The sequence below is a fragment of the Magnetovibrio sp. genome (assembly GCF_036568125.1).
GTDB lineage: Bacteria > Pseudomonadota > Alphaproteobacteria > Rhodospirillales > Magnetovibrionaceae > Magnetovibrio.
On sequence record NZ_DATCTF010000010.1, the window covers coordinates 406,117 to 430,426 of the forward strand.

Sequence of the window (24,310 nt, forward strand, 5' to 3'; positions counted from 1 at the left end):
AAGTCTGAGGCATCATCAAGGGTTTGATAACTCTTAGGGGCTAAAAAGGGAGAATAGCCATGACGTCTGCAGCCGATTCGGCGGCAACGGTGGCACCCCAAGCAGAATGCGAGGTGGCCCAAGCGAAACGCGAGGGGAACGGTGAGCGGTCCGGTGCATCCGGGCATTTGCCTGTTTTCGATGCGTTCGACGGCTTAGGCCTGACGGGGCGAGATGTCGCGGAACTTGTCGGCGTCACCCCGCCCACGGTGAGCAAATGGCGTTCGGCCAAGGTGCACATCCCGGGCGAAAAGCTGGCGTTTTTAACCTTGGTGCTTGCGCATCTTCTGGATGAGGCGGATAAGGTGGCGAACAATGGGGGCGAATGCAGTTCTTCTACACGTGGACCGATCGAGGCCGCGCACGCCGCGCTGGTCTATCAAGATGTGCTCAACCGCGACTTGGACCCAAGCGACGTGCGCGTCGGCGCACAGCGCTTTCGCGCTTGGTGGTCGTCAGGCGAAGCTTTGAAACTGCAAGACAAACGTTTCCAGCCGTCCAGCAATGCGGACATTTTGGATGTGTTGAAGAAAATGAGGACCAAACGATGAGCGCCAACTTAGGCATCAGCAAAGGCGGTATCGATATCGCCATGCAGGTCAAAGAGAGCTATCGCAGCGGGGAACCGATCTGTGTGCCTGGCGATCCGACGCGCATTTTGCTGCCGGAACACTTGGTCAACATCGATCTGGATTTGACCGAATTCGAAGATCCGCTACCGTTGGCGTTGATGGCTACTCGCGATCCGGAATCCCCGATGGCGCTGGCCGCTGCGACGCGTTTGTCGCCTAAGGCCGAACATCAAAAACTTGTCGCGGGGGTGTGCGCGCTGGTCGGCGAAACGACCCGCCATCCGCTGGTCAAACGATCCATCGACCTGATTACCGAAAACGACTTTTCGCCCAAGGCGATCGCGTTCGTGCGCACCCGCACGTCGCAATTCATTGTCGAAACGCGTCGCCAGTATGCGCACGCATTGAAGGTCATCTTGCGCGCCCTCTTGGACGGTGACATGACGCCCAGCGATTTCGTCCAGCAGTTCATCAAGCTGACCGAGGCCGGCAACCTGCAAAGCGACGTGCGGCAAAAACTGGTCACCAGTCTGTTGCTGTCGGAAACGGTGCGTCCGGGTATCAAATTTTTAATGCTGGAACACTTCAACAGCTTTCCCATGCCCACCCGCCAAGGCATCATTCAAGCCGTGGCCAGCGCACCGGAAAGCCGTCACATCGATGTGCTTAAGGAAGAGTTGCGTTGGATCGTGTCGCACGAAAAGCAAAAGCGCCAAGCTGAGAAGCTGGTCGTCAAACGCAAGACGCGCTCCGGCTCGGCAGGCGTTCACTGAACGCTCACCTCTAGGACAAAAAATAACGGGCAGGGAATATTCCCCGCCCGTTTCATTTTGACCCTTTAGGCAGCACCCGTTACGCAAAGCTCTCTAGTGCGCAACGCACCAAGGTAGCCTTAAATGGCTTTAACTTTCGGTTCTTCGGCGTCGTGCACCACCAAGGTGGCGTCTTGGCCGCAATAGAGGCCGTAAAGGGTTTCGATCACCGCGCTGGCTTCTTCGCCATAAAGTGAATAATAGATGGTTTGGGCTTCACGGCGCGTTTGCACCAGTGAATCCCTGCGCAGGCGCGCAAGATGCTGGGACAGTGCCGATTGGCTCAGTCCGATGATTTCTTCCAGATCGCTGACGCATTTCTCACCTGGCACCAATTGACACAAAATCATCATTCGATGCTGGTTGCTCATGGCCTTTAGAAGGGTACTCGCACGCAGTGCGTTGGCCTGAATTGTTTTTAGTCTTTCCGTAACCACGGTTATCTGTTCCCCCAGGTTTGATCCGCATTTGCGCGGACGCGCCGACAGTTATAACGGCGCATGTTGGTGCCGACTCCCCTCGTCTCCCCCCTAACGTGGCCTTCATGAACTGAAGTGTCTGACCCACGATTCCCGCAAGGGTATTTATTTTTGTATCCTAATAAACGCATATACTATCGTTGTCAGGCGACAGGGGCCAGCGGAAATCGTTTATTTTTATGAGGTTCGACTGCAATTTGGAGCTAAGTCGCTGCTTTGTTACGAATTTTTTTAGGTTTAAACACCTGCAATAGGCCTTGATCCAAGACTCCGCCGAACAGGGTCAAAAGCGGCGGGATGATAACCAAAGTTAGAATCGCAGACAGGGTCAACCCGCCTACGACCACCGAGCCCAAACCGCGGTAGAGTTCCGATCCCGCGCCGGGGAACATCACCAGCGGCAACATGCCGAACACCGAGGTCAACGTCGACATAAAGATAGGGCGGATGCGGTTTTCCGTGGCTGCGACGATGGCGTCTTCCAGGCCCATGCCGTCTTCGCGGCGGTGATAGAGGGTTTGGTGCACGATCAAGATGGCGTTGTTGACGACGATGCCGACCAAGATGATGAACCCCAGCATCGTCAGCATATCCAACGATTGCAGGGTGAACAGGTTGACCACCCATAATCCGATCATGCCGCCCGCGGTCGCCAACGGCACCGACAAGATGATGATGAACGGATAAAGGAAGCTCTCAAACAGCACCGCCATGACCAGATAGACGATGACGATGGCGAGCAACAGGTTAAACGTCATTGCGTCCCAGGTTTGCGATAGCTGATCGGCGGTGCCCGCCAGACGGATGCGGACGCCCTCGGGTAAGCCCTCGTCGCGCAGGGGTTGGGCAACTTGTTCGTTGATCAGCTTGATCGCGGCTTCCAGGGATACGGCGTTTGACGGGCTGATTTGCAAAGTAACGGTTCGTTCGCGTTCGATATGGCGGATTTCGGTGGGGCCCGAGGTCACAACCACGTCGGCCAGCGAACTGACCGGTACGATCGCCCCCGAACGGGTGACCACCGGCAGGTTGTCGATCCCTTGGGTCGTCGTGACCTTGCGTTCCGGGCCCGCCAAGGTAAGGTCGATGCGCTTGCCGTCGACGGTGATTTCCGCGACCCGCAGGCCGTCGTTGAAGGCATCGACGGTTTGGCTGAAATCGCGTGCGGACACGCCGTTGTCGGCCAAACGCAACGGATCAGGCACGATGCGCACTTCCGGTGCGCCCAATTCCAGGCCCGGTCGCGGTCGCATCTGGTGGCCGTCGTCGCGCGGCAAAACGCCTTCGATCAGGCCGGTGGCTTTGAGCGCGACGGCCAAAACCACCTCGAGTTCCGGGCCGGAAATGTTCAGCTCGATGTTGCGCCCGCTGCCGATGCCGCGACCGAACAGCGATGGTTGGCGGATGAAGCCGAACGTACCCGGTTCCTTGAACACCGGTTCACGCAGCACCGGGATCAATTCGGCGATGCGTTCGGGCTCCACCGCGCGCGCGCCGACGATGGTCGAGGCGGGACGGGCGATGAAGAAGAAGTCTTCCATTTTGGGCGGTTCGCCGGGTTTGGATTCAGCCCCGGTCACCGACGCCCACAAATGGCGCACCGAATCTTCGATTTCCTGGGCCGTCTTGGTGGTGGTTTCCAGATTGTAGCCGGGCGGCGGCAGAATGAAGCCGAAAATCAGGTTGCGGTTGCCGGTGGGCAGGTATTCCTTTTGCGGCGCCAACCACCAGGTCGTGCTGCCGCCGACGATCAGCAGCGTCATCACCACCAGCAACGCTTTGGCGCGGTTGTGCGCCACAGAATGGGTGAAGCTGACGATCAGGGCGGTGAACCGTCCGGCCAGCACATCGACCTGGTGCAACACGCCGGTGGGGCTGTGTTCGGGGACCGATGTCAGTAGGCGGTTGCTGAGCGCGGGGATTACGGTTACCGCAACAATCAGCGACAGCACCACCGCCACCGAGATCGCCACGGCGATGTCGCGAAACAGTTGCCCGGCTTCCAATTGCATGATCAAGATCGGCACGAACACCATCACGGTGGTCAGCGCCGAGACCAAGATCGCGCCCCACACCTGGGCCGCACCCTTGTAGGCGGCTTCGCGCTGGCTGGAGCCTTCTTGACGCAGGCGGAAAATGTTTTCCAGCACCACGATAGCGGCGTCCACCACCATGCCGACGGCGAACGCGATGCCTGCCAGCGAGATCACGTTGATCGAACGGCCCATCGCCGCCATGGCGACGAACGCGCCGATCACCGAAACCGGAATGGCGATGGAGATGATCAGGGTCGCCGCGCCGGAACGCAAAAACAACAGCAAGATGATCGCCGCCAAGGTGCCGCCGACCCAGATGTTTTGTTGCACTAGGTCGATGGCGGATTTGATGTAGATGGTTTCGTCGTAGACCTGTTCCAAGACCAGCTTGTCGGACGCCAGCGGTGCAGCGTTCAGTTCGGCCACGGCGATACGCAATTCGTCCATGATTTCGATCACGTTGGCGCCGGTTTCGCGTTCGACGTTGACCATCATGGTCGGCTCGCCGGATCGGCGGATGAACGCGGTGGGGTCTTTGTAATCGGTGGTGACGATGCCGATGTCGGCGACGGTGACGCGCGACACGCTACCCGTAACGGGATCTTTGAGAGAGCGCACCACCACGGCCTGAACCTGTTCGGGCGTGGTCAGTTCGCCTTCGGTACGCACCACATAGCGGCGCTTGCCTTCGTCCACGGTCCCCGCGGTAGCCGACGAATTCGCGCCGCGTAGCGCGCCCAAGACTTCGGGCACGGTCAGGCCGAAATTCGCCAAACGGACCGGATCGACGATGACGCGCATTTCCTGCTGGGTGCCGCCGTAGACGTTTGTTCCGGCGACGCCGGGAACGCGCTCGAAGCGATCTTGAATGACGTTTTCGACGTAATCGCCGTAGGTGTGCATGTCGCGGTCGTTGCCGGGCAGGCGTTTGAGCGAGAACCATGCGATCGGGGTGTCTTCGCTGCCGCGTGTCGCCAAGGTCGGCTTGTCGACCTCGTCGGGGTAGCCGTCGATGCGGTCCAGGCGGTTGGACACCAGCAACAGCGCCTTGTCCATGTCCTGTCCGACATTGAATTCCAAGGTCACCGTGGCGCGGCCTTCTTCGGCGCGCCCGATCATGTTGTCGAGGCCCTCAAGCCCGCGTAGGGCGTCTTCCTGGCGGTTGAGGATTTCACGTTCGATTTCGGCGGGCGCGGCGCCGCTCCAATGGGTGCGCACGCTCATTACCGGTTTGTTGATGTCGGGGGTGAGCTGAATGGGGATGGTGTCAAGCGCGAGCAAGCCGAACAGCACCACCATCAGAACCGCCGCAACCACGGCGATGGGGCGGTCGATCGATGTCTTGATCAGGTTCATGGCGTGTAGCCCCTACTGGTCGTTGGAGACTTTGGCAGCGTCGGCGGATGCCTCGGCGCGGATCTCTTGGCCGGGGGCCAGACGCTCGTTGCCGCGCACCACCACCTTGTCACCCGGGGTCAGCCCGGAAATGACGATAAAACGTCCCAATACCGCTTCATCCAAGGTCACTGGGCGCAGTTCGGCCTTGCCGTCTTTCATTAAAAACACCACTTGGCGGCCGTTGCGATTGAGCACCGCGTCCTTGTGCACGGTCACCACGATGCGTGCAGGACCGGCGGGAATGCTGATGGCGACGGTCTGGTTCGAGGCCGCGCCTTCGAGAATGGCGTTCGCATCGGGGGCAAAGCGTACCGCGCGGGTGCGGGTTAACGGGTTTTCGTCCGGCACCACGGCGCGCACGGTGGCTTGCTGTTGCGGGCCGCCGCCGGTGGTGAACGTGACCTGGGTGCCCGCCACCAGACCGGCGGTGCGGTTCGCGGGCACGTCGGCTTCGATTTCCATGGTGGAATCGTCGACCAGCGTCACCACCGGCTGGCCGGTGTTGAGATATGTGCCGACTTCGGTGTGCACGGCCGACACCACCCCGGGATAGGGGGCTTTGATCTCGGCGTTGTCTAGGTCGATTTGCGCCAGATTGAGGTTGGCGATATTGCGCGCCAGCTCGGCTTCGGCGCGGGCGGCATCGCTTTCGGCCTTGGCCAGTTCTTTTTGCGCGTCTTCATAGCGTGCGGCGCTGAAGGCGGCGGATTTCTTAAGGTTGTCCAGGCGTTTGAGTTCCTGGCGACGCAGGCTGGCCTGGGTTCGGGCATTGGCGAGGCTGGCCTTGGCGCTGTCGACTTCGGCGGCACGCAACTCACGCGACCAGGTCAGGCTGTTGGCCAACAGGCGCGCCATGACGTCGCCCGCTTGCACCCGGTCGCCGACCCGCACCAGCACTTCGGCGACCACGCCTTTGGACAGCACCGAAACCACGCCCGAGCGCTGCGCAACCAATCGCCCGATCACCGGCACGGTCTGGCTGGCGCGTTCTTCAATGACGGCATCGATTCCGATCAGCGCAGCCTTGGGGGCGTTCTTCTTTTTTTCTTGCGCAAGCGCGGGGGAAGCCGCGACCATATGCAGGCCGAGAACCGCGACCAACAGGGTTCGTACAAACGCACGTAGACTCATGAAAAAACTCCGAACCCCAATAAAATGCCGAGAATGTTGTAGTGGGAGCTTGAATTCGCGGTCAAGTTCACAATTGTAACCAAACGTATCGCCGCAGCTTATACCGTTCAGACATATGTAGGGAATGATCCGTTTTGAGCACGCTTTTTTATACCCACCCGAGTTCTTTGGAACACGATACAGGCCCCGGCCATCCCGAGCGCATCGACCGTATTCGCGCCGTGGAAGACGGCTTGTCGGGACCGGAGTTCGACGCGCTGATCCGCCGCGAAGCGCCGCGCGGCTCCGTGTGGGACATCAAGCGGGTGCACGACGACGCCTATATTCAGTCGGTGTTCGCCGCCGTGCCTGAAACCGGCTATGAACGACTGGACCCCGATACGGTGCTGTCACCCGGTTCCGGCGAAGCGGCGTTGTATGCCGTGGGCGGGGTGTGCGCCGCCGTCGACGCGGTGGTCGCGGGCGAGGCCGACAATGCCTTTTGCGCCCTGCGTCCGCCCGGCCACCACGCCGAGCGCGACCGCGCCATGGGCTTTTGTCTGTTCAACAACATCGCCATCGCGGCGTTTCATGCCCTGCAATTGGACGGCATCGAACGGGTGGCGGTGGTGGATTTCGACGTTCATCACGGCAATGGCACCCAACATGCGTTTTGGGATCACGAAAACCTGTTTTACGCCTCGATCCACCAATCGCCGTGTTTTCCCGGCACCGGCACAGAGCGCGAACGCGGCAAATTCAACAACATCGCCAACGCGCCGCTGCCGCCGGGCAGCACCGGCGACGACATGCGCGATGCGTTCGGCTTCATCCGTCCGGCGCTGAGAACCTTCGCTCCGGATCTGGTTTTGGTGTCGGCCGGATTCGATGCTCACACCGACGATCCGTTGGCGAATCTCGACTTCCATGAGGGCGATTTCGCGTGGATCACCAATGAACTTGTGATTCTCGCCGAAACTTACGCTCATGGGCGCTTGGTGTCGGTGTTGGAAGGCGGTTACGACCTGGGGGCGCTGGCGCGATCGAGCGCGGCGCACGTCGCGGCGTTGATGAGCGCATAGCTTAAGGGTTGCGAGTTCGGTGTCGGCACCCTAGAGTCCGGCAAAAGAAAGGCGGGCACATGGCCGATACCTCTGAGACCACTGCAATTCCCAAAGACATCCAGAAACTCAGCTTCGAAGACGCGCTGGCCGAGCTGGAAGGCATCGTGCGCGATCTGGAAGATGGGCGCGGCGAACTCGAAGGTGCGATCAAGGCGTTCGAACGCGGCACCTTGCTCAAACGCCATTGCGCCGCCAAGCTCAAGGAAGCCGAGGCGCGGATCGAAAAAATTCTACCCGGCGACCCGGCGGCGGGCGGCGGGGCCGAGGGGCTGGAAACGGCGGAGTTCGACTAACGTGACCTATCAATTCGACGAAGCCGTTTTCAAAGCGCGCCTCAACCAAGACGCCGAGTTCGTAAACCGCGCCATGGATACCCTATTGCCCATCGACCAAGGCCCCGAGAGCCGGTTGATGGAAGCGGTGCGCTACGCCGCGCTGATGGGCGGCAAACGAGTGCGTCCGTATTTGACCCTACACACGGCGGCTCTGTTCAACGTCGACGTCAAGCGCGCGCTGAGAGTCGCCTCGGCGGTTGAAATGGTGCATTGCTATTCGTTGGTGCACGACGATCTGCCGGCCATGGACGATGACGATCTGCGTCGTGGTCAGCCGACCTGTCACATCAAGTTCGACGAAGCCACCGCGATCTTGGCCGGCGACGCGTTGCTAACGCGTGCGTTCGAGGTGTTGTCCGAAGAAGGCACCCATCAAGACGCCACCATCCGTATCGATTTGGTCAAGGAATTGTCCAAGGCGTCCGGTGCGTTCGGCATGGTCGGGGGGCAGATGTTGGATTTGGTCGCCCATGAGCACGAATTGGATATGAGCGAGGTCGCGCGCCTGCAACGCATGAAGACCGGCGGGCTGATCAACTTCGCATGCGTGTCGGGGGCGATCCTCGGCAAGGCGTCGGAAAGCGCGTTGAACAAGCTGCACAGTTACGCCCACGATGTCGGCTTGGCGTTCCAGATCGCCGACGATCTGTTGGACGCGACGGGCGACGCCGAACAGGTGGGTAAACGCACCGGCAAGGATGCGGCTCAAGGCAAAGCGACCTTCGTTTCGTTGATGGGGGTCGAACAGGCCCGCGAGCAAGCCGCGCTATTGCGCGATCAAGCCATTGATCAGCTTGATATTTTCGGCGATAAAGCCGATCCGTTACGCGATATGGCGCATTTTGTGGTAAATCGCGTATCCTAAAGCCAGCATTCGTCACTTAAAGAGGATCCACTGTGTCCGCTACAGATCTCGCCACCAGGGGGGAGACGCCGCTTCTGGATCGGGTCAAAAAACCCGAAGACATCCGGGGGCTGAGCATCGCCGAGCTGAAAACGCTCAGCGATGAACTGCGCGCGGACACCATCCGCAATGTGTCATTCACCGGCGGGCATTTGGGCTCGTCGCTGGGCGTGGTCGAACTGACGGTGGCGTTGCACCACGTGTTCAACACCCCCGACGACCGGGTGATTTTCGACGTCGGTCATCAATGTTATCCGCACAAAATTCTGACCGGTCGGCGCGAGCGCATGCCGACCTTGCGTCAAGGCGGCGGTCTGTCGGGTTTCACCAACCGTTCCGAAAGCGAATACGATCCGTTCGGCGCGGGCCACAGCTCGACCTCGATTTCGGCGGGGCTGGGCATGGCGGTGGCGCGCGACCTCAAAGGCGGCGCCAACAACGTGGTGGCGGTGATCGGCGACGGCGCGATGAGCGCGGGCATGGTGTTCGAAGCCCTGAACCATGCCGGGGCGCAGCAATCGCGGCTGATCATCATCTTGAATGACAACGACATGTCGATCGCCCAGCCGGTCGGCGGCATGAGCGCCTATCTGTCGCGCCTGACCACGTCCAAGACCTACCGCACCGCCCGCGACATCGCCAAGCAGCTGACCAAAAAACTGCCCAAGATGCTCGAAGACACCGCGCGCCGGGCCGAAGAATACGCCCGTACGCTGGTCACCGGCGGCACCATGTTCGAGGAAATGGGCATCTATTACGTCGGTCCCATCGACGGCCACAATCTCGACCACATGCTACCGGTGTTGAAGAACATCCGTGACGACGAGGGCCAAGGCCCGGTGTTGTTGCACGTGGTGACGGAAAAGGGCCACGGCTATGCGCCGGCCGAAAACGCATCCGACAAATACCACGGGGTGGGGCGTTTCGACGTGGTCACCGGCAAGCAGGTCAAGGCCAAGTCCAACGCGCCCAGTTACACCAAAGTGTTTTCCGAAGAGCTGCACCGTTTGGGCGGCGAAGACGACAAGATTTGCGCCATCACCGCCGCGATGCCGTCGGGCACCGGCCTGGATGCGTTCGCCGAAGCTTACCCTGAGCGGTTCTTCGACGTCGGCATCGCCGAACAGCACGCGGTGACGTTTGCCGCCGGACTGGCGACCGAAGGCTACAAACCGTTTTGCGCCATCTATTCGACCTTCATGCAGCGCGCCTACGATCAACTGATCCACGACGTGGCGTTGCAAGGCTTGCCGGTGCGCTTTGCACTGGACCGCGCCGGTCTGGTCGGCGCGGACGGCGCCACCCATCACGGTGCGTATGATCTGTCTTATATGAACTGCATCCCCGGCATGGTCGTCATGGCGCCCGCCGACGAGGCCGAGCTGAAGCACATGACCGCCACCGCCGCGGCGTACGACGCCGGTCCCAGCGCGTTGCGCTATCCGCGCGGCGAAGGCGTCGGGGTGGAGCTTCCGGCGAAGGGCGAGGTGTTGCAAATCGGCCGTGGGCGCATCGTTAAAGAGGGCACGGCGGTGGCGCTTCTGGCCATCGGCACGCGCTTGAGCGCATGCCTGGACGCCGCCGAGATGCTGGCCGCGCGGGGGCTGAGCGCCACGGTCGCCGACGCACGGTTCTTGAAGCCGCTGGACGAAGAACTGGTCGCCACCCTGGCCGCCAATCATGAGGTCTTGATCACGGTGGAAGAGGGCAGCCAAGGCGGCTTCGGCGCGGCGGTGCTGCAATTTCTCGCCCGTGAAAGTCTGCTCGACGGCGGCCTGAAGGTGCGCACCTTGCATCTGCCGGATCTCTACATCGAACACGACAGCCAAGACGCGCAATTGATCCAAGCGGGCCTCAGCGCCCATGACATCGCCGCCAGTGCGATGATGGCGTTGGGCCTGGACACGGCCAGTCTGTCCGAACGAGCCTGATCCATGAGCAAAGTCGAAAAGCTGCGTCTCGACCAATTGCTGGTCGAACGCGGACTGGCGGAAAGCCGCACCCGCGCTCAGGCTTTGATCATGGCGGGTAACGTCTATTCGGACACCAAGCGCCTCGACAAAGCCGGCCAACAGGTCAAAACCGATATCGCCATCGAGCTGAAGGGCCAGGACCACCCGTGGGTGTCGCGCGGCGGACTCAAGCTGGAAAAAGGGCTCAAGCATTTCGCCATCGACGTCGCGGGCAAGGTCTGTATCGACGTCGGCGCATCGACCGGCGGCTTTACCGACGTTTTGCTGGCGGGCGGCGCGGCCAAGGTCTACGCCGTCGATGTCGGCCATGGCCAATTGGCGTGGAAACTGCGCGGCGATGAGCGCGTGGTGGTGATGGAGAAAACCAACGCCCGCCATCTCACCGCCGCCGATATATCCGATCCCATCGACATGGTGGTGTGCGATGCTTCGTTCATCGGTTTGCAAACGGTGCTGCCGGCCGCGTTGAGCCTCGCCGTGCCCGGCGCGCATCTGATCGCGCTGATCAAGCCGCAGTTCGAGGTCGGCAAAGACCGTGTCGGCAAAGGCGGTGTGGTGCGCGACCCGGAGCTTCACCAAGAAGTCTGCGAGCGTATCGAGGCTTGGCTCAACGGTCTGCCCGGCTGGTCCGTGCTCGGCATCACCGAAAGCCCGATCAAGGGCCCGGAAGGCAATATCGAATTTTTGATTTGCGCGCGGCGGGACAACACTTAGATATGCGTATTTTGCATACCTAAGCCGCGAGAACAGCGCTGCTCCTTTGCGCGTAACGGGCGTATATGGCTGCTCACAAACGCCCACCCCCGAGGGCGAAAAAATAAGGAAGCCTAAAATGTCCGCTTTGACCTTTAACCACTTGCCCGTCGGCCATAACGTTGTGAACGGTGTGGTTAAATTGATCTCTTTCGCGTGGGCCGAGCACCTCAAGAACCGCATCCGCTACGAGCTGGATGTGCGCGCCGCGATCTCCGAGCTGAACCGCCTGGATGGCCGCAGCCTGGAAGACATCGGCATCAGCCGCGGCGACATCAAAGCCGTCGTGCGCGGTCGCCGCGCCTAACGCAATAGCTCTGCGATCGAAAAAAGAGCCCCAATCGGGGCTCTTTTTTTGTGTCCGGGATCTAGGGAATATGAACCGTCCCTGGCGTCGAAAGGCTTGCGCGAGGGGGTTGCGCGAACGCCCGGGACAGTTCACCTGCGGGGCCGGAACTCAGTCGGTTTCAGTTTCCAGGCCTAATTCTTTCCAACCGTTCAGGCCGCCCTTCATGTGGTGGGTCTGGCGAAAACCGTTTTCCATCAATTGTTTGGCTGCGGCGGCGGAGCGCTTGCCGATGGCGCACATCAAGATCACGCGGGTGTCGGGCAGGAACGGAAAGCGCGTGGCGTCGAAAAAGCTCAGCGGCATCAAGAATGCGCCGGGGATGCGTTCGTTTTCGTATTCGCTCACTTCGCGCACGTCGACCAGCACGGCTTTGCCGGCTTGCAACTGGCTTTGCACGTCACGGGGATCGTGTTCGATCAACTGGGTGGCGTCTTCAATGCGTAAGACTTGGGATGCCATGATCTGAGTTCCATTTGCTTCAGAGTTCGGGGTTACGTCGTTGCGTGGGTTCGGCATTGGCTATCCAATTCGCCATATTGTGTGTGAATAATATATAAAATCCACAAACAAATGTCAATATAACATATATAACATAAAAAAATAGTACAAAAAGGATGTTAATTATTATATTTCAATTGGTTATGTCGAAATAAGGTCGTCTTTGTCCGGGGGCTGATTAAAAAAGAAAGGGGGTGAAAACACCCTATAGTGACGGCTGTGCACACCGCTTGTGTACAATAGGCCGGGTGAAATCGGACGTTTTCAGATAATAAAAGGTACGCGGATTACCCGACTTGGCCGCGATGGCGGAGCAGGTGATCGACCAAAACCAAAGCCATCATCGCTTCGCCCACCGGCACGGCGCGGATGCCGACGCAGGGGTCGTGACGGCCTTTGGTGACGATGTCGGTGTTTTTGATTTTGGTGGTCACGGTTTGGCGCGGGGTGAGGATCGAACTGGTCGGCTTGACCGCAAAGCGCGCGATGATGTCTTGACCCGATGTGATGCCGCCCAGCGTGCCGCCGGCGTGGTTGGCGAGAAATTCGGCCCGGCCATCCGCGCCGCGGCGGATTTCGTCGGCGTTTTCTTCGCCCGTCAACGAGGCCGCGCCAAAGCCTTCGCCGATTTCCACGCCCTTGACGGCGGGGATCGACATCAGCGCCTTGGCGATGTCGGCGTCGATACGGTCGAAAATCGGTTCGCCCAGACCCGCGGGCATGCCGCTGGCCTGAATTTCGACCACCGCACCGACCGATGAGCCGGCCTTGCGGATATCGGCGAGGTAGGCTTCCCACTGCTTGGCCGCAGCGGCGTCGGGACAAAAGAACGGATTTTTGGCGATCTGCGTCCACGACCAGTTGCGATAATCGATGTCGATGGGGCCCATTTGCACCAAAGCGCCGCGAATTTTCGCCGATTTGCCGAGGATGTGCGACAGGACCTTTTGCGCGATCGCGCCGCCCGCCACCCGCACCGCGGTTTCGCGCGCGCTGGAACGTCCGCCGCCGCGATAATCGCGCACGCCGTATTTGGTGAAATAGGTGTAATCCGCGTGACCGGGGCGGAACTTGTCCTTGATGTCGCCGTAGTCTTTGGAGCGCTGGTCGGTGTTTTCGATCAACAGGCCGATGGGCGTGCCGGTGGTCTTGCCCTCGAACACCCCGGAGAGGATCTTCACCTGATCGGCTTCTTGGCGCTGGGTGGTGAACTTGCTTTGGCCGGGGCGGCGCTTGTCCAAAAACGGCTGGATGTCGGCTTCGGACAATTTGATGCCCGGCGGACAGCCGTCGACGATGCCGCCGATGGCGGGACCGTGAGACTCACCGAATGTGGTGAGACGGAAGAGTTCGCCAAACGTATTGCCGGCCATGTTTTGATTCCCGTTGGACGTTAGACGCCAGTAAAATTAAACGGTGGAGATGTCGGGCGCGTCGACGGCCTTCATGCCGACGGTGTTGTAACCGCTATCGACGTAATGGATTTCCCCGGTGACGCCGCTCGACAGCGACGACAGCAGATAGAGCCCCGCGCCGCCGACATCTTCCAAGGTGGTGTTGCGGCGCAGTGGGGAATTGAGTTCGTTCCATTTGAGGATGTAACGGAAATCGCCGATGCCGCTTGCGGCCAAGGTCTTCATCGGGCCGGCCGACATGGCGTTGACGCGCACGCCTTCGCGGCCGAGGTCTTCGGCCAAGTAGCGCACGCTGGCTTCCAGCGCGGCCTTGGCGACGCCCATGACGTTGTAGTGGGGGATGACCTTTTCGGCACCGTAGTAGGTCAGCGTCAGCAGCGCGCCGCCGGGGTTCATCAACGGCGCCGCGCGTTGGCACACGGCGGTGAAGGAATAGACCGAGATGTCCATGGAACGGCGGAAGTTTTCGCGGGTGGTGTCGACGTAGCGGCCCTTGAGCTCTTCCTTGTCGGAATACGCGATGGCGTGAACCACAAAGTCGATCTTGCCCCAGCGCTCTTTGACTTCTGCGAAGACCCTATCGACGCTGTCCATATCGGTGACGTCGCATTCGATCAGGAAATCCGAACCGACTTCGGCGGCCAGCGGCGCAACGCGTTTTTTCAACGCATCGCCTTGGTAGGTGAAACCGATTTCGGCCCCGTGGGCGTGTAATTGCTGAACAATACCCCAAGCAATGGAGCGGTTGTTGGCAACGCCCATCACGATGCCTTTTTTTCCAGCCATCAGCGCGGTGGCAGCGGTCATGGTTCTTGGTATCCCTATCACTTAAATTTCAGTGCGCGCATCCTACACGAAACGCCCCCAAGCTGAAAAGATGCGGTTGCAGCAAGGATTGGCTCTAAAGGTGCGCTTGTGTGTATCATGATATAAGCGCGTTAATAGAGTGTTGTTACCAACAAATGACCGGCACGAACATGCCCCACGACGTCAGCCTGAACGATAGCCAATCTTTTACTGCGGAACTGCGGGCTTTTATCCGCTTGGTTTTGAAGCGATTTGGCCACGACCAGTGCATGCGCATCGCCGCCGCGCTGAGCTACACCTCGCTGTTGGCGCTGGTGCCGTTGGGCGCGATCGCGTTTGCGATTCTCAAAGCCTTTCCGGTTTTCGACAACATCCAAGACCAGATCAAGGCGCTGTTGTTCGAAAACTTCCTGCCCGATTCGGTGGAGGGCGCGCAAACCTATTTCGACCAGTTCATCGGCCAGGCCGAAGGCCTGACCGCAATCGGCATCGTCGCTCTGGCGGCGACCGCGATCATGTTGTTGAGCACCATCGAAGCGGCGCTCAATTCGATCTTTCACGTCAAGGCGACGCGCCCGTTCGTGCCGCGCCTGATGATGTTTTGGGCGGTGATCACCTTGGGTCCGTTGTTGTTGGGCGGCAGCCTGTCGCTGGCGACCTATTTGTTTGCGCTGACAGAGTGGTCGGGGGCGAGCCAGATTTCCGGCCTTGGCTGGATGATGGCGAAGATGCTGCCGGCGGTGCTGGCGATTTTCGCCTTTTCGGTGTTTTACGCCATCGTGCCGTATCGTCCGGTGCAAATGCGCCACGCGCTCATCGGCGGTATATCGGCGGGGCTGTTGTTCGGTCTGTTGCGCCGCCTGTTCGGCCTCTACATTGCCGCGTTCCCGGCTTATCACACCATTTACGGGGCGCTCGCCACGGTGCCGATTTTCCTGATCTGGATGTACCTCAGTTGGGCGGTGGTGCTGATCGGCGCGGAAATCACCGCCTTGATGCCCGAATGGGGCCGCGCGCGCACCGCTCAAAACTTCGACGACATGGCGTCGGCCCGCAAGTTGGATGCCGCGCTGGTGGCGATCGAACGGCTGTGGCGGCATGGCCGCGGCGAAGAGGTGCACCACCCGACCCGCAACCCCAAGCGCGAGGAAGTGCTGGAACAAGCGCTGGAAACGTTGCGCCAAGCGGGATTCGTGGCGCTGAGCGACAAGGAAGAGTGGATGCTGATCCGCGATCCCGAAACCTTGTGCATCGCCGACGTGGCCCACGGGCTAGGACTGGCGCCCAATCCTGACGATCTGCCCGCGGGCGGTCCGCCGTGGCGCAAGCAATTGAGGGAAAACCTCGGCGGCGCAACGGGCAGCGGCTATGGCCGCACCTTGCGCCAGGTGTTCGAGGACTATTAGTTTCGCCCAGTTCCGGCTACTCAGCGGCGGTTCGATTGAGCGTTTCCTTGCGCACCTTGTAGGGGCGCTTGCCGATCCATTTTTTGACGAATTTCTTGAGATCCGAATCTTCGTCTTCGGGCAGCATCACCTTGAGCGATACGTAGTGGTCGCCGCGCAAGTCCGAACCGTGGCGGTGGATGCCCTTGGTCTTGAGGCGCAGTTTGGTGCCGGAGTTCGAGCCTTCCGGCACGGTGACCAGTACCGGGCCGTGGATGGTTTGGACTTCGATCCGCCCGCCCAGCAGCGCTTCGGCCAGCGTCACCGCTTCGTCGCTGTAGACGTCGAGGCCTTCGGCGCGGTACTTGGCGTCGTTTTGCACGATGATTTCCACCAATGCGTCGCCCGCTGCGCCGCCGCCCATGCCCGCCATGCCTTGGCCTTTGAGGCGCAGAACTTGGGCGGTTTCGGTACCCGCGGGAATGCGCACCTTGAGGGTCTTGCCGGAGGTCATGCGCACGGATTTGTCCGCGCCCTTGGCGGCTTCGAGAAACGGGACCTTCAGCGTGTAGCTGACATCCGCGCCCCGGGCCTTGATGGACTGGTGTTCCTTCTGTGCGCGGTCCTTGAAGAAGCTGTTGAAGGGGTTCTTGCGCGCTTGCCCCGCGTTGGGATTGCGCTTGTACGCGTCATAGCCGTGTGCCGCGCCGCCAAAACCGTGTGCGTTGGCATAGGCGTGCAGCTTGTTGCCCATGGCGTCGATTTCTCCGGCGTCGAACTTGCGCCGCTTGATCGGATCGGACAACAGGTTGTAGGCGCTGGAAATGTCCTTGAAGCGTTCTTCCGCGCGCTTGTCGCCGTGTTTGTGATCGGGGTGGTGCTCACGCGCCAAGCGACGGTAGGACTTTTTGATGTCTTCCGGGCTGGCGGTTTTCTTTACGCCGAGCGCGCTGTAGGGATCGAGCATCAGATAGAAGCCTCCGGGGTGTCGACGATTTGCCATTCGCCGGCGGCGTTGCGGCACGCGGTGCCGGTGGCGGTGCGTTCGTCGCCTTCGACGTTGACGGTTGTTTCGAATTGACGGCAGCCTTGGCCGTCGTCGTTGGTGTAGGGCTCATCGGCGGTGACGGTGCCGGAATTGCCGCTGTCGGGGTTGCTCCACACGGCCCGTTCGCCGGGTTTGCCGTATTCCAAGGTGTCTTGGGTGGTGCGCTGGGAATACATCTTGTCGGCGTCGCTCAAGCCTTTGGCGATGTCTTGGCCCCACATCGCGCCAAGCGTCGCGCCGATCACGGTGGTCACGCCGCGCCCGGTACCTTTGCCCAACTTGGAGCCGACCACCGCGCCCGCGATGCCGCCGAGCACCCCGCCCAAAGTCTGGCTGCGGCTTTCGTTCCACGAACACGCGCCAAGGCTGAGCGTCACGACGAGGCAGAGGGTGGTGCGAACAACAACGGTCATCGATTGCGGTGGCTTTTGGCCGTCTCCCTGGATTGAATCTTTCATTCGGGGCTTATCCGGTGGCCGTGCGCGCCGCCTTGTTATATGTATGGCTTCAAGGTGTGCGGAACACGGCAATTTTGATTACAATGCATTCATGGTAAACAACGCCTTAACGCGCCGATAAAATCCTCGAAAGACACATAAAGCAGGCCTGCTCATGACCACCATACCCACCGACGCCAATCCGTTCGAACTGTTTCAAGACTGGTTGACGATGGCCGAAGAAAAAGAGCTCAACGATCCCAACGCCATGGCCATTGCCACGGTGGGCGATGACGGTGTGCCGTCGTTGCGCATGGTGCTGCTGAAAGGTTTCGATGAGCGCGGGTTCGTATTTTACACCAACCTAGGCAGCCAAAAGGGCCGCGAACTGACGGCGAACCCCAACGCGGCGCTGCTGTTTCATTGGAAAAGCCTGCGTCGGCAAATCCGCATCACCGGACCGGTGGAACCTGTTTCCGACGCGGAAGCCGATGAATACTACGCCTCCCGCGCCCGGGATTCGCGCATCGGCGCATGGGCGTCGAAACAATCGCAGCCGTTGGACGGCATGTTCGAACTGGAAGCGCGGGTCGCCAAATACGCCGCGAAATTCGCCCTGGGCGACATTCCGCGCCCCGAATTCTGGTCGGGTTTTCGCATCAAACCCGCGCGCATGGAATTTTGGCACGACCGGCCGTTTCGTTTGCACGAACGGGTGGTCTATATTCAAGGACCTGATGGCTGGGAAAAAGAGCGTCTTTATCCGTAGAGGTACGAGACGCATAAAAACATGAACGATACGACCGCACCCCGAGAACCCAACGCCAGACCGAAACAATTGGACCGCGCCGCCGCCGGACGCTTGATGCGTCTGGCCACCTATGCGGCGGTGGGCACGGCATCGACTCTGATCGCGGTCAAATTCGTGGCGTGGTTGATGACCGACAGCGTCAGCCTACTGTCGACGTTGATCGATTCCTTGCTCGACGTCGCCGCGTCGACGGTGAATTTGTTGGCCGTGCGCCACGCGTTGGAGCCCGCCGACGAAGAGCACCGCTTCGGTCACGGTAAGGCCGAAAGCCTGGCGGGCTTGGCGCAGTCGGCGTTTATTGGTGGCTCGGCGGTGTTTTTGCTGTTGCAGGCGGGCGAACGCCTGTTCAATCCCAGCCCGGTGCACAACACCACGATCGGCTATGGGGTGATGGTGTTTTCCATCGTCGCCACCATCGCCTTGGTGATGTTTCAAAAGTACGTCGCCAAGCGCACAGAATCGCTGGCCATCAGCGCCGACAGCGCGCACTACACCATGGACGTACTGGTCAACCTCAGCGTCATCGTGTCGCTGTACCTGGCTTCCGAGATGGGCTGGCAAATCGCCGATCCGCTGTTCGCCATCGCGATTTCGTTTTACATTTTGCACGGCGCCTATGAAATCGGGATCGAGGCCTATCATGTCTTGATGGACCGCGAACTGCCCGATGAAGACCGCGAGAAGATCCGCGCCCTGGCGATGAAGCATCCACAGGTCATCAGCATGCATGATTTGCGCACCCGCCAATCGGGCCCGGATATGTTTATCCAGATGCATCTTGAGATGAAGGGCGAGATCCCGTTGGTCGAAGCCCACGAGGTGGCCGAAGACGTCATGTACCGGGTGCAAGCCGCTTATCCGCGCGCCGAGGTGCTGATCCACCAAGACCCCGCCGGCATCGAAGAAGACCACGCTTTCGAAGATTGATCGTCGCCTTAGGCGGTGCGCACCTGATTGGCGCCGGCGGCCTTGGCGGCGTACATGGCCTTGTCGGCCAAGTCGATCAGTTCGTGGGCCGACGCGGCGTTGTCGGGGCAGATGCTGATGCCGATGCTGAGATCGATGGCCAAACTGTGACCGAGAATCTCCATCGGTTCACGGAACGCCGCGAGCACCTTTTGCGCCAGATTTTCAGCTTCATCGAGGTTTTTGAGATCTTCGAGAATCAGCACGAACTCGTCGCCACCGATGCGCGCCACGGTGTCGGTGGCGCGCACGGCAGCTTTAAGGCGCGATCCGGCTTCAACTAAAACCTCGTCCCCGACGACGTGACCATAGTTGTCGTTGATCGATTTGAATTTGCCCAGATCGATGAACATCAGCGCGGTGTTGGCGTGATGGCGGGTGGCACGCTGAACGGCGAGGTCGAGACGCTGTTCGAACAAGCCGCGGTTGGGCAGACCGGTGAGCGGGTCGTGATAAGCCATGTGCTGGTAGCGCTGCTCGAGTTCTTTTTGTTCGGTGATGTCGCGCACCGCGCCGATCATGCGCATCAAACCGCCTCGCTCGTCGCGCAGCAGGTTGCCGGTTTCGCGCAGCCAACGCACGGTGCCGTCCGGCCAAACCACGCGGTATTCGACGTCGTGTTTGAGGTTTTGCGCGATGCAGGCGTTTTCGTTGTCTTTGACGTGTTGGCGGTCGTCGGGATGCACGGCTTCGCAAAACAGGCTGTAGGACGGTGTGGTGCCAGCGGGTAAACCGAACATCGGCGCGACTTCTTCCGACCAGTGCAGTTCATCGGTGCCGACGATCCAATCCCAGGTGCCGATGTTGGCGAACGTGCGGCTGCTTTTGTAGCGCTCTTCGCTAAGGCGTAGGCGCTCTAGTTCCCGCGATTGGCTGATGTCGTGGATCAGCCATTGGGTTTGCCCGTTGGTTGCCGGCACCTCGCCGGCGAACCAGATTTCGACAGGCAGGCGTTGGCCGTTCTTGTGGACGATAGAAAGAGCGTAGCTGTGGGTGCGGTCGTAGGGCGGGGTGAACACGATGTTGGCGATCAAACGTCCGGAATCGGAAAGCTCATGATCGACGAACAGCGATGCAACGCGCTGCTTTTCCAGTTCGTCGCCGTTCAGCCCGGTGAGGTTTTCCAGGGCCGCGTTGAACGACACCAACTCTCCGTGGCGGTCGATGCGGACATAGCCGATGCCGGTGCGCTCCAGCGCGGTCATCAGGCCGTCGTCGGGTTTACGCCGGCATGCGTGTGTCCCGCGTTTTAAAAACGCATGTAAACCGGCCCCGAGAATCATCGAGGTTATGATGAGCAGCCACAGTTCGGGAGAGGGGATGGCCATTTCGTCGTGTTGCTTCTCTTCCAGGTCAGGTGGTGCCGGGTTTAATGGAAAACAAGGTTCGTTTCCATATGGTACGACTATACATGGCAAAAAAACGTCACGGTTAAATGGTTGTTGATTGTGGCGAGGTCAAGGCTCGCAAGAAAACGGCAATATGATATGAATAGGCTGTGGCGATGTCGCGGGCATGAGCAAAGGAATGGATGATGGCTGAGTGGACCACCGATGACGCTGAGGAGCTCTACCGCATCCAGCGCTGGAGCGACGGTTATTTCGGGATCAGCGACGATGGCAAGCTGCTCGCCTTGCCCGATGTGGGGAAGCGCGAAGTTCCGGTCGCCTTGCAAGACGTCGTCGATGAGTTGCGCGAACAGAACGTGCAGTTCCCGGTGGTGATGCGTTTTCACGACATCCTCAAGAATCGGGTGCGTCAGCTCAACGAAGCCTTTGCCACAGCCATTGCCGAAGCCGAATACCAAGCGCCTTATCGCGGCGTCTATCCGATCAAGGTCAACCAGATGCGCGAAGTGGTCGACGAGATCGTCTCGGCCGGTCGACCGTTTCACTATGGCCTCGAAGCGGGCTCCAAGCCGGAATTGATGGCGGTGCTGTCCTATGACACCGGTGAGGAGGCGCTGACCATCTGCAACGGCTACAAGGACGAGGACTTTTTGCGCCTTGCGCTGTTGGGCCGCAAGCTGGGCCGCAAGGTGGTGGTGGTGATCGAGAAGTACAGCGAGATCGAACCGTTGCTGAAGCTGGCCGCCGAAATGGAGGTCGAACCGATCATCGGGCTGCGCATCAAGATGCGCGTCAAGACCGAGGGACGGTGGAGCGAATCCAGTGGCGAGCGCGCTAAGTTCGGCCTTACCACCTCGGAAATTCTCAACGCCATCGCGCTGATTGAAAAGCGTGGCTACGGTGACGCGATCCGCCTGCTGCATTTTCACGTCGGCAGCCAGTTGTCCGAAATCCGCTTTGTGCGCGAAGCGGTTCAAGAAGCGGCGCGGATTTACGCCCGCCTGGTCAAACGCGGCATCCCGTTGACCTATCTCGACATCGGCGGCGGGCTTGCGGTCGATTACGACGGCAGCCGTTCCAGCGGCCATTCGTCGATGAACTACACCATGGACGATTACGCCAACGGCGTGGTCTATGCGGTCAAACAGGTGTGTGACCTGGAAGAGGTTCCCCATCCGACCCTGGTGACCGAAAGCGGCCGCGCCATCAGCGCGCACCATTCGTGCGTCGTCATCCGCGTGATGGGTGAGATCGCCAACGACGCCAACCCCATCGCCACCGACCCGGTGGAGGGCGAACATATACTCGTCACCAACATGCGCGACCTGCTCAGCAGCTTGGCCGAGGCGAAGAACTACCAAGACGTCTACAACGAAGCATCGTTGCTGTTGGAAGATGTGCTGAGCGCGTTCAAGCTCGGCGTCATCGGGCTGGAAGAACTGGCGCGCACCGAAACCCTGTATTGGCGCCTGATGCGCGCGGTCGCCAAGGGTTTGGAAACGGAAGAGTTCGTGTCCGAAGATTTGCGCAACGTGGAATCGCTTTTGGGCTCGCAGTACCTGTGCAACTTTTCGCTATTTCAGTCGGCTGCCGACAGTTGGGCCATTCAGCAGGTGTTGCCGGTGGCGCCGCTGACCCGCTTGAACGAAGCGCCGTCGCGCAATTGCACGCTGGCCGACATCACGTGTGACAGCGATGGGCGCATCGCCCAGTTCATCGGCGAGCAGGGGGAACGCTCGGTGTTGCCGCTGCACAACCTCAAGGCTGACGAAAGCTATTTCATCGGGCTGTTTTTGACCGGTGCGTATCAAGACGTGATGGGCGACATGCACAACCTGTTCGGCCGCCTCAACGAAGCGCACATCTACAGCGACCCCAACGATCCGACCGGCTTTTACATCGAGGAACTGCTGCACGGGTCTTCCGCCGCGCAGGTGTTGGAGATCATGCAATACAATCCCAAAGCCATGGCCGGACAGGTCAAGGCGATGATTGATCGCACCGTCGCCCAAGGCGGGTTGCGCTCTCGCGACGGGGTCAAGCTGGTCGACTTTTACGAACAATGTCTCGCCAGCTACACCTATCTGCGCCAAACGGAGCCGGGCGCGCGGACTTAGCCCTTATATGGACCGGGAGCCACCGCAGTTCGCGGCGGCTCCCAATTTTCCATCCCTTAACATCCGCAACCGCAGTTTGCGGCGTTGGCGGTTTCGGGTGCAGCGGCCGGTGCGGCCGGTTCCGGCGGGTCCGCAAATTCGTTGATCGGCGTGTCCTTTCCGCCCTCGCAGCACACCACGCCAGGGATGGAGCTGGAGCACACGCCCGTTTCCGGCAACGCCAACTGCACCGTGTTGGCGCGTGTGTGATCGCCGACCAACGCGGCAAAGATCGATCGCACCTGTTCATAGCCTGTCGTCATCAAAAAGGTCGGGGCGCGTCCATAGCTCTTCATGCCAACGATGAAGAATCCCGGCTCGGGTTGTGTCAGTTCCCTCGCGCCGTGTGGCCGAATGGTGCCGCACGAATGGACGTTCGGGTCGATCAGCGGCGCAAGATCGCGCACGCTTTCCAACGCGCTGTTCAAATCAGTGCGAACCTCGCGGATCATGTCCAAGTCCGGTCGTTGTCCGGTTGCGGCGATGACTTCGTCGATGTCGGTCAAATGGCGTTCGCCGCTCGGGGTGCCGCCGGTCACCGTCAGGCGCGGGTGGGCGGCGGTGCTGAATTTGGTCACGGAAAAATTGGTGATCAAGGTCAACGCGCCTCGCTCGGTCAGCGCTTTTAGACGATCGCCCAAAGCACCGCGTGCCGGAAGTTGATCGTTGTCCCCACCGCCGAAAACACGTGCCAAGTTGTTGCCGCGCACCGCCCAGACGATCTTGGTGGCGGGGTCGTCTTCGGCCAGCGCCGCCAGGTCCAGCAGCGCGTTGGCCGCCGAGTGACCGGCGCCCACGACCAATGTCGTACGACCGCTGTAGCGATGCTTCGCGCGGCCTAGAACGTCAGGTATTCCATAATGGATATGATCTCGTGCGGCCGCTTCACCCATGGCTTCGATGCCGCCGTCGCCGATGGGGTTGGGCGTTTTCCAGGTACCCGATGCGTCGATGACCGCTGCGGCCTCGACGTCCAGCTGCGTGCCGTCCGCGAGATGGACACGCACGAGGAACGGATGGTCAGTGCGCCCTTGGCTGATCACCTTGTCGCGGCCTTGCCGGGTCACGGAAACGACACGGGCGTTCAATTTCAAGCGACCCGCGATTAGGGGGTGTTCGGCCAACGGCTGCAAATAGCGGCTGACGAGTTCATGGCCGGTGGGCAGATCATCCGGGTCGGGCTGGGACCAACCGTTCGTTTCCAACAATCTGCGCGCCGCCGCGTTGATGTTGAACCGCCACGGCGAGAACAGGCGGACATGTCCCCAATCGTTGATGCTGTCGGCGACGGTTTTGCCCGCTTCGAAGACGATCGGCTCAAGCCCTTCTTCCAGTGCATGGGCTGCTGCGGCCAATCCGACGGGGCCTGCGCCGATGATCACCACGGGCAAGGGGATGTGGGTGATGTTGGGAATTGCGTTTTGTGCGTGGTGTGCCATGAGGCATGTCCTTTCAAACTCTGCTGGTTATATCGTTATTCGTAGTTCGTAGAAGGGCGAATAACGTGGCCAAAAAAATACCCAGGAGGCGCGGGCGGTAGAATTACTCGGTGAT

At 60.2% G+C, this 24,310-nt stretch carries 22 protein-coding genes; 12 read left to right on the forward strand and 10 right to left on the reverse strand.

The genetic code is table 11. From position 1 onward, the window contains the following. The first annotated feature begins 59 nt into the window (after window positions 1-59). Together VIN96_RS06675 and VIN96_RS06680 are read left to right on the forward strand one after the other, a co-directional pair. Window positions 60-590 carry a helix-turn-helix transcriptional regulator gene (locus VIN96_RS06675; protein ID WP_331894846.1) on the forward strand — a complete coding sequence of 177 codons (531 nt, stop codon included), beginning with the start codon at window positions 60-62 and terminating at the stop codon, window positions 588-590. Next, complete coding sequence (locus VIN96_RS06680; RefSeq protein ID WP_331894847.1) at window positions 587-1,384, forward strand: hypothetical protein; 798 nt, start codon at window positions 587-589, stop codon at window positions 1,382-1,384. The genes VIN96_RS06675 and VIN96_RS06680 overlap by 4 nt, the downstream gene beginning before the upstream one ends. 119 nt (window positions 1,385-1,503) lie before the next feature. Here VIN96_RS06680 and VIN96_RS06685 read toward each other — a convergent pair whose 3' ends face one another. The 3 genes from VIN96_RS06685 to VIN96_RS06695 all read right to left on the reverse strand — a co-directional run bounded on the left by VIN96_RS06685 (window position 1,504) and on the right by VIN96_RS06695 (window position 6,467). Continuing rightward, window positions 1,504-1,860, reverse strand: coding sequence for a metalloregulator ArsR/SmtB family transcription factor (locus VIN96_RS06685; RefSeq protein WP_331894849.1), 357 nt, complete (start codon window positions 1,858-1,860; stop codon window positions 1,504-1,506). Window positions 1,861-2,105: 245 nt separating this feature from the next. Further along, window positions 2,106-5,294 (reverse strand): efflux RND transporter permease subunit, encoded by a 3,189-nt coding sequence (locus VIN96_RS06690; RefSeq protein ID WP_331894851.1) that lies wholly within the window; start codon window positions 5,292-5,294, stop codon window positions 2,106-2,108. A 12-nt stretch (window positions 5,295-5,306) separates the two neighbouring features. Next, on the reverse strand, window positions 5,307-6,467 hold the full coding sequence (locus tag VIN96_RS06695; RefSeq protein ID WP_331894853.1) for an efflux RND transporter periplasmic adaptor subunit: 1,161 nt from the start codon (window positions 6,465-6,467) through the stop codon (window positions 5,307-5,309). 134 nt (window positions 6,468-6,601) lie between these two features. Between VIN96_RS06695 and VIN96_RS06700 the strand changes: the two genes are divergently transcribed. From VIN96_RS06700 to VIN96_RS06725, 6 genes are all read left to right on the forward strand, one after another. After that, complete coding sequence (locus tag VIN96_RS06700; protein WP_331894854.1) at window positions 6,602-7,528, forward strand: histone deacetylase family protein; 927 nt, start codon at window positions 6,602-6,604, stop codon at window positions 7,526-7,528. Window positions 7,529-7,587: 59 nt separating this feature from the next. Next, window positions 7,588-7,863, forward strand: a complete 276-nt coding sequence (locus tag VIN96_RS06705; RefSeq protein ID WP_331894856.1) for an exodeoxyribonuclease VII small subunit — start codon at window positions 7,588-7,590, stop codon at window positions 7,861-7,863. A 1-nt stretch (window position 7,864) separates the two neighbouring features. Continuing rightward, window positions 7,865-8,770, forward strand: a complete 906-nt coding sequence (locus VIN96_RS06710) for a farnesyl diphosphate synthase (protein ID WP_331894858.1) — start codon at window positions 7,865-7,867, stop codon at window positions 8,768-8,770. Window positions 8,771-8,802: 32 nt separating this feature from the next. Beyond that, entirely contained in the window at window positions 8,803-10,740 is a 1,938-nt protein-coding gene (dxs, locus tag VIN96_RS06715; protein ID WP_331894860.1) for a 1-deoxy-D-xylulose-5-phosphate synthase, read from the forward strand. A 3-nt stretch (window positions 10,741-10,743) separates the two neighbouring features. Next, window positions 10,744-11,496 carry a TlyA family RNA methyltransferase gene (locus VIN96_RS06720; protein ID WP_331894861.1) on the forward strand — a complete coding sequence of 251 codons (753 nt, stop codon included), beginning with the start codon at window positions 10,744-10,746 and terminating at the stop codon, window positions 11,494-11,496. Window positions 11,497-11,614: 118 nt separating this feature from the next. Then, the gene (locus VIN96_RS06725; protein WP_331894862.1) at window positions 11,615-11,842 is read left to right on the forward strand and encodes a DUF1127 domain-containing protein; all 228 of its coding nucleotides are present in this window, start codon (window positions 11,615-11,617) and stop codon (window positions 11,840-11,842) included. 150 nt (window positions 11,843-11,992) lie between these two features. On the opposite strand, the gene VIN96_RS06730 is transcribed toward VIN96_RS06725, so the two are convergent. The 3 genes from VIN96_RS06730 to fabI all read right to left on the reverse strand — a co-directional run bounded on the left by VIN96_RS06730 (window position 11,993) and on the right by fabI (window position 14,604). Beyond that, complete coding sequence (locus VIN96_RS06730; RefSeq protein ID WP_331894864.1) at window positions 11,993-12,343, reverse strand: rhodanese-like domain-containing protein; 351 nt, start codon at window positions 12,341-12,343, stop codon at window positions 11,993-11,995. A gap of 326 nt (window positions 12,344-12,669) precedes the next feature. Next, a complete protein-coding gene (aroC, locus tag VIN96_RS06735) occupies window positions 12,670-13,755 on the reverse strand; it encodes a chorismate synthase (protein ID WP_331894865.1) in 1,086 nt (361 codons plus the stop codon). Between the two features lie 36 nt (window positions 13,756-13,791). Beyond that, a complete protein-coding gene (gene fabI / locus VIN96_RS06740) occupies window positions 13,792-14,604 on the reverse strand; it encodes an enoyl-ACP reductase FabI (protein WP_331894866.1) in 813 nt (270 codons plus the stop codon). Between the two features lie 155 nt (window positions 14,605-14,759). On the opposite strand from fabI, the gene VIN96_RS06745 reads away from it, so the two are divergent. Further along, window positions 14,760-16,010 carry a YihY family inner membrane protein gene (locus tag VIN96_RS06745; RefSeq protein ID WP_331894868.1) on the forward strand — a complete coding sequence of 417 codons (1,251 nt, stop codon included), beginning with the start codon at window positions 14,760-14,762 and terminating at the stop codon, window positions 16,008-16,010. 16 nt (window positions 16,011-16,026) lie between these two features. On the opposite strand, the gene VIN96_RS06750 is transcribed toward VIN96_RS06745, so the two are convergent. Both VIN96_RS06750 and VIN96_RS06755 read right to left on the reverse strand, forming a co-directional pair. Next, complete coding sequence (locus VIN96_RS06750) at window positions 16,027-16,956, reverse strand: DnaJ C-terminal domain-containing protein (protein ID WP_331894869.1); 930 nt, start codon at window positions 16,954-16,956, stop codon at window positions 16,027-16,029. Beyond that, window positions 16,956-17,495 (reverse strand): RT0821/Lpp0805 family surface protein, encoded by a 540-nt coding sequence (locus VIN96_RS06755; RefSeq protein ID WP_331894871.1) that lies wholly within the window; start codon window positions 17,493-17,495, stop codon window positions 16,956-16,958. The genes VIN96_RS06750 and VIN96_RS06755 overlap by 1 nt, the downstream gene beginning before the upstream one ends. Before the next feature lie 154 nt (window positions 17,496-17,649). Between VIN96_RS06755 and pdxH the strand changes: the two genes are divergently transcribed. Then, window positions 17,650-18,243, forward strand: coding sequence for a pyridoxamine 5'-phosphate oxidase (pdxH, locus tag VIN96_RS06760; RefSeq protein WP_331894872.1), 594 nt, complete (start codon window positions 17,650-17,652; stop codon window positions 18,241-18,243). Between the two features lie 21 nt (window positions 18,244-18,264). Further along, on the forward strand, window positions 18,265-19,212 hold the full coding sequence (locus VIN96_RS06765; RefSeq protein ID WP_331894873.1) for a cation diffusion facilitator family transporter: 948 nt from the start codon (window positions 18,265-18,267) through the stop codon (window positions 19,210-19,212). Window positions 19,213-19,220: 8 nt separating this feature from the next. On the opposite strand, the gene VIN96_RS06770 is transcribed toward VIN96_RS06765, so the two are convergent. After that, window positions 19,221-20,579: a diguanylate cyclase domain-containing protein gene (locus VIN96_RS06770; protein WP_331894875.1), complete on the reverse strand. Its 1,359-nt coding sequence runs from the start codon at window positions 20,577-20,579 to the stop codon at window positions 19,221-19,223. 206 nt (window positions 20,580-20,785) lie between these two features. On the opposite strand from VIN96_RS06770, the gene speA reads away from it, so the two are divergent. Then, window positions 20,786-22,717, forward strand: coding sequence for a biosynthetic arginine decarboxylase (gene speA, locus VIN96_RS06775; RefSeq protein ID WP_331894877.1), 1,932 nt, complete (start codon window positions 20,786-20,788; stop codon window positions 22,715-22,717). 56 nt (window positions 22,718-22,773) lie between these two features. Here speA and VIN96_RS06780 read toward each other — a convergent pair whose 3' ends face one another. Then, the gene (locus VIN96_RS06780) at window positions 22,774-24,195 is read right to left on the reverse strand and encodes an NAD(P)-binding domain-containing protein (protein WP_331894879.1); all 1,422 of its coding nucleotides are present in this window, start codon (window positions 24,193-24,195) and stop codon (window positions 22,774-22,776) included. Window positions 24,196-24,310: the final 115 nt, after the last annotated feature.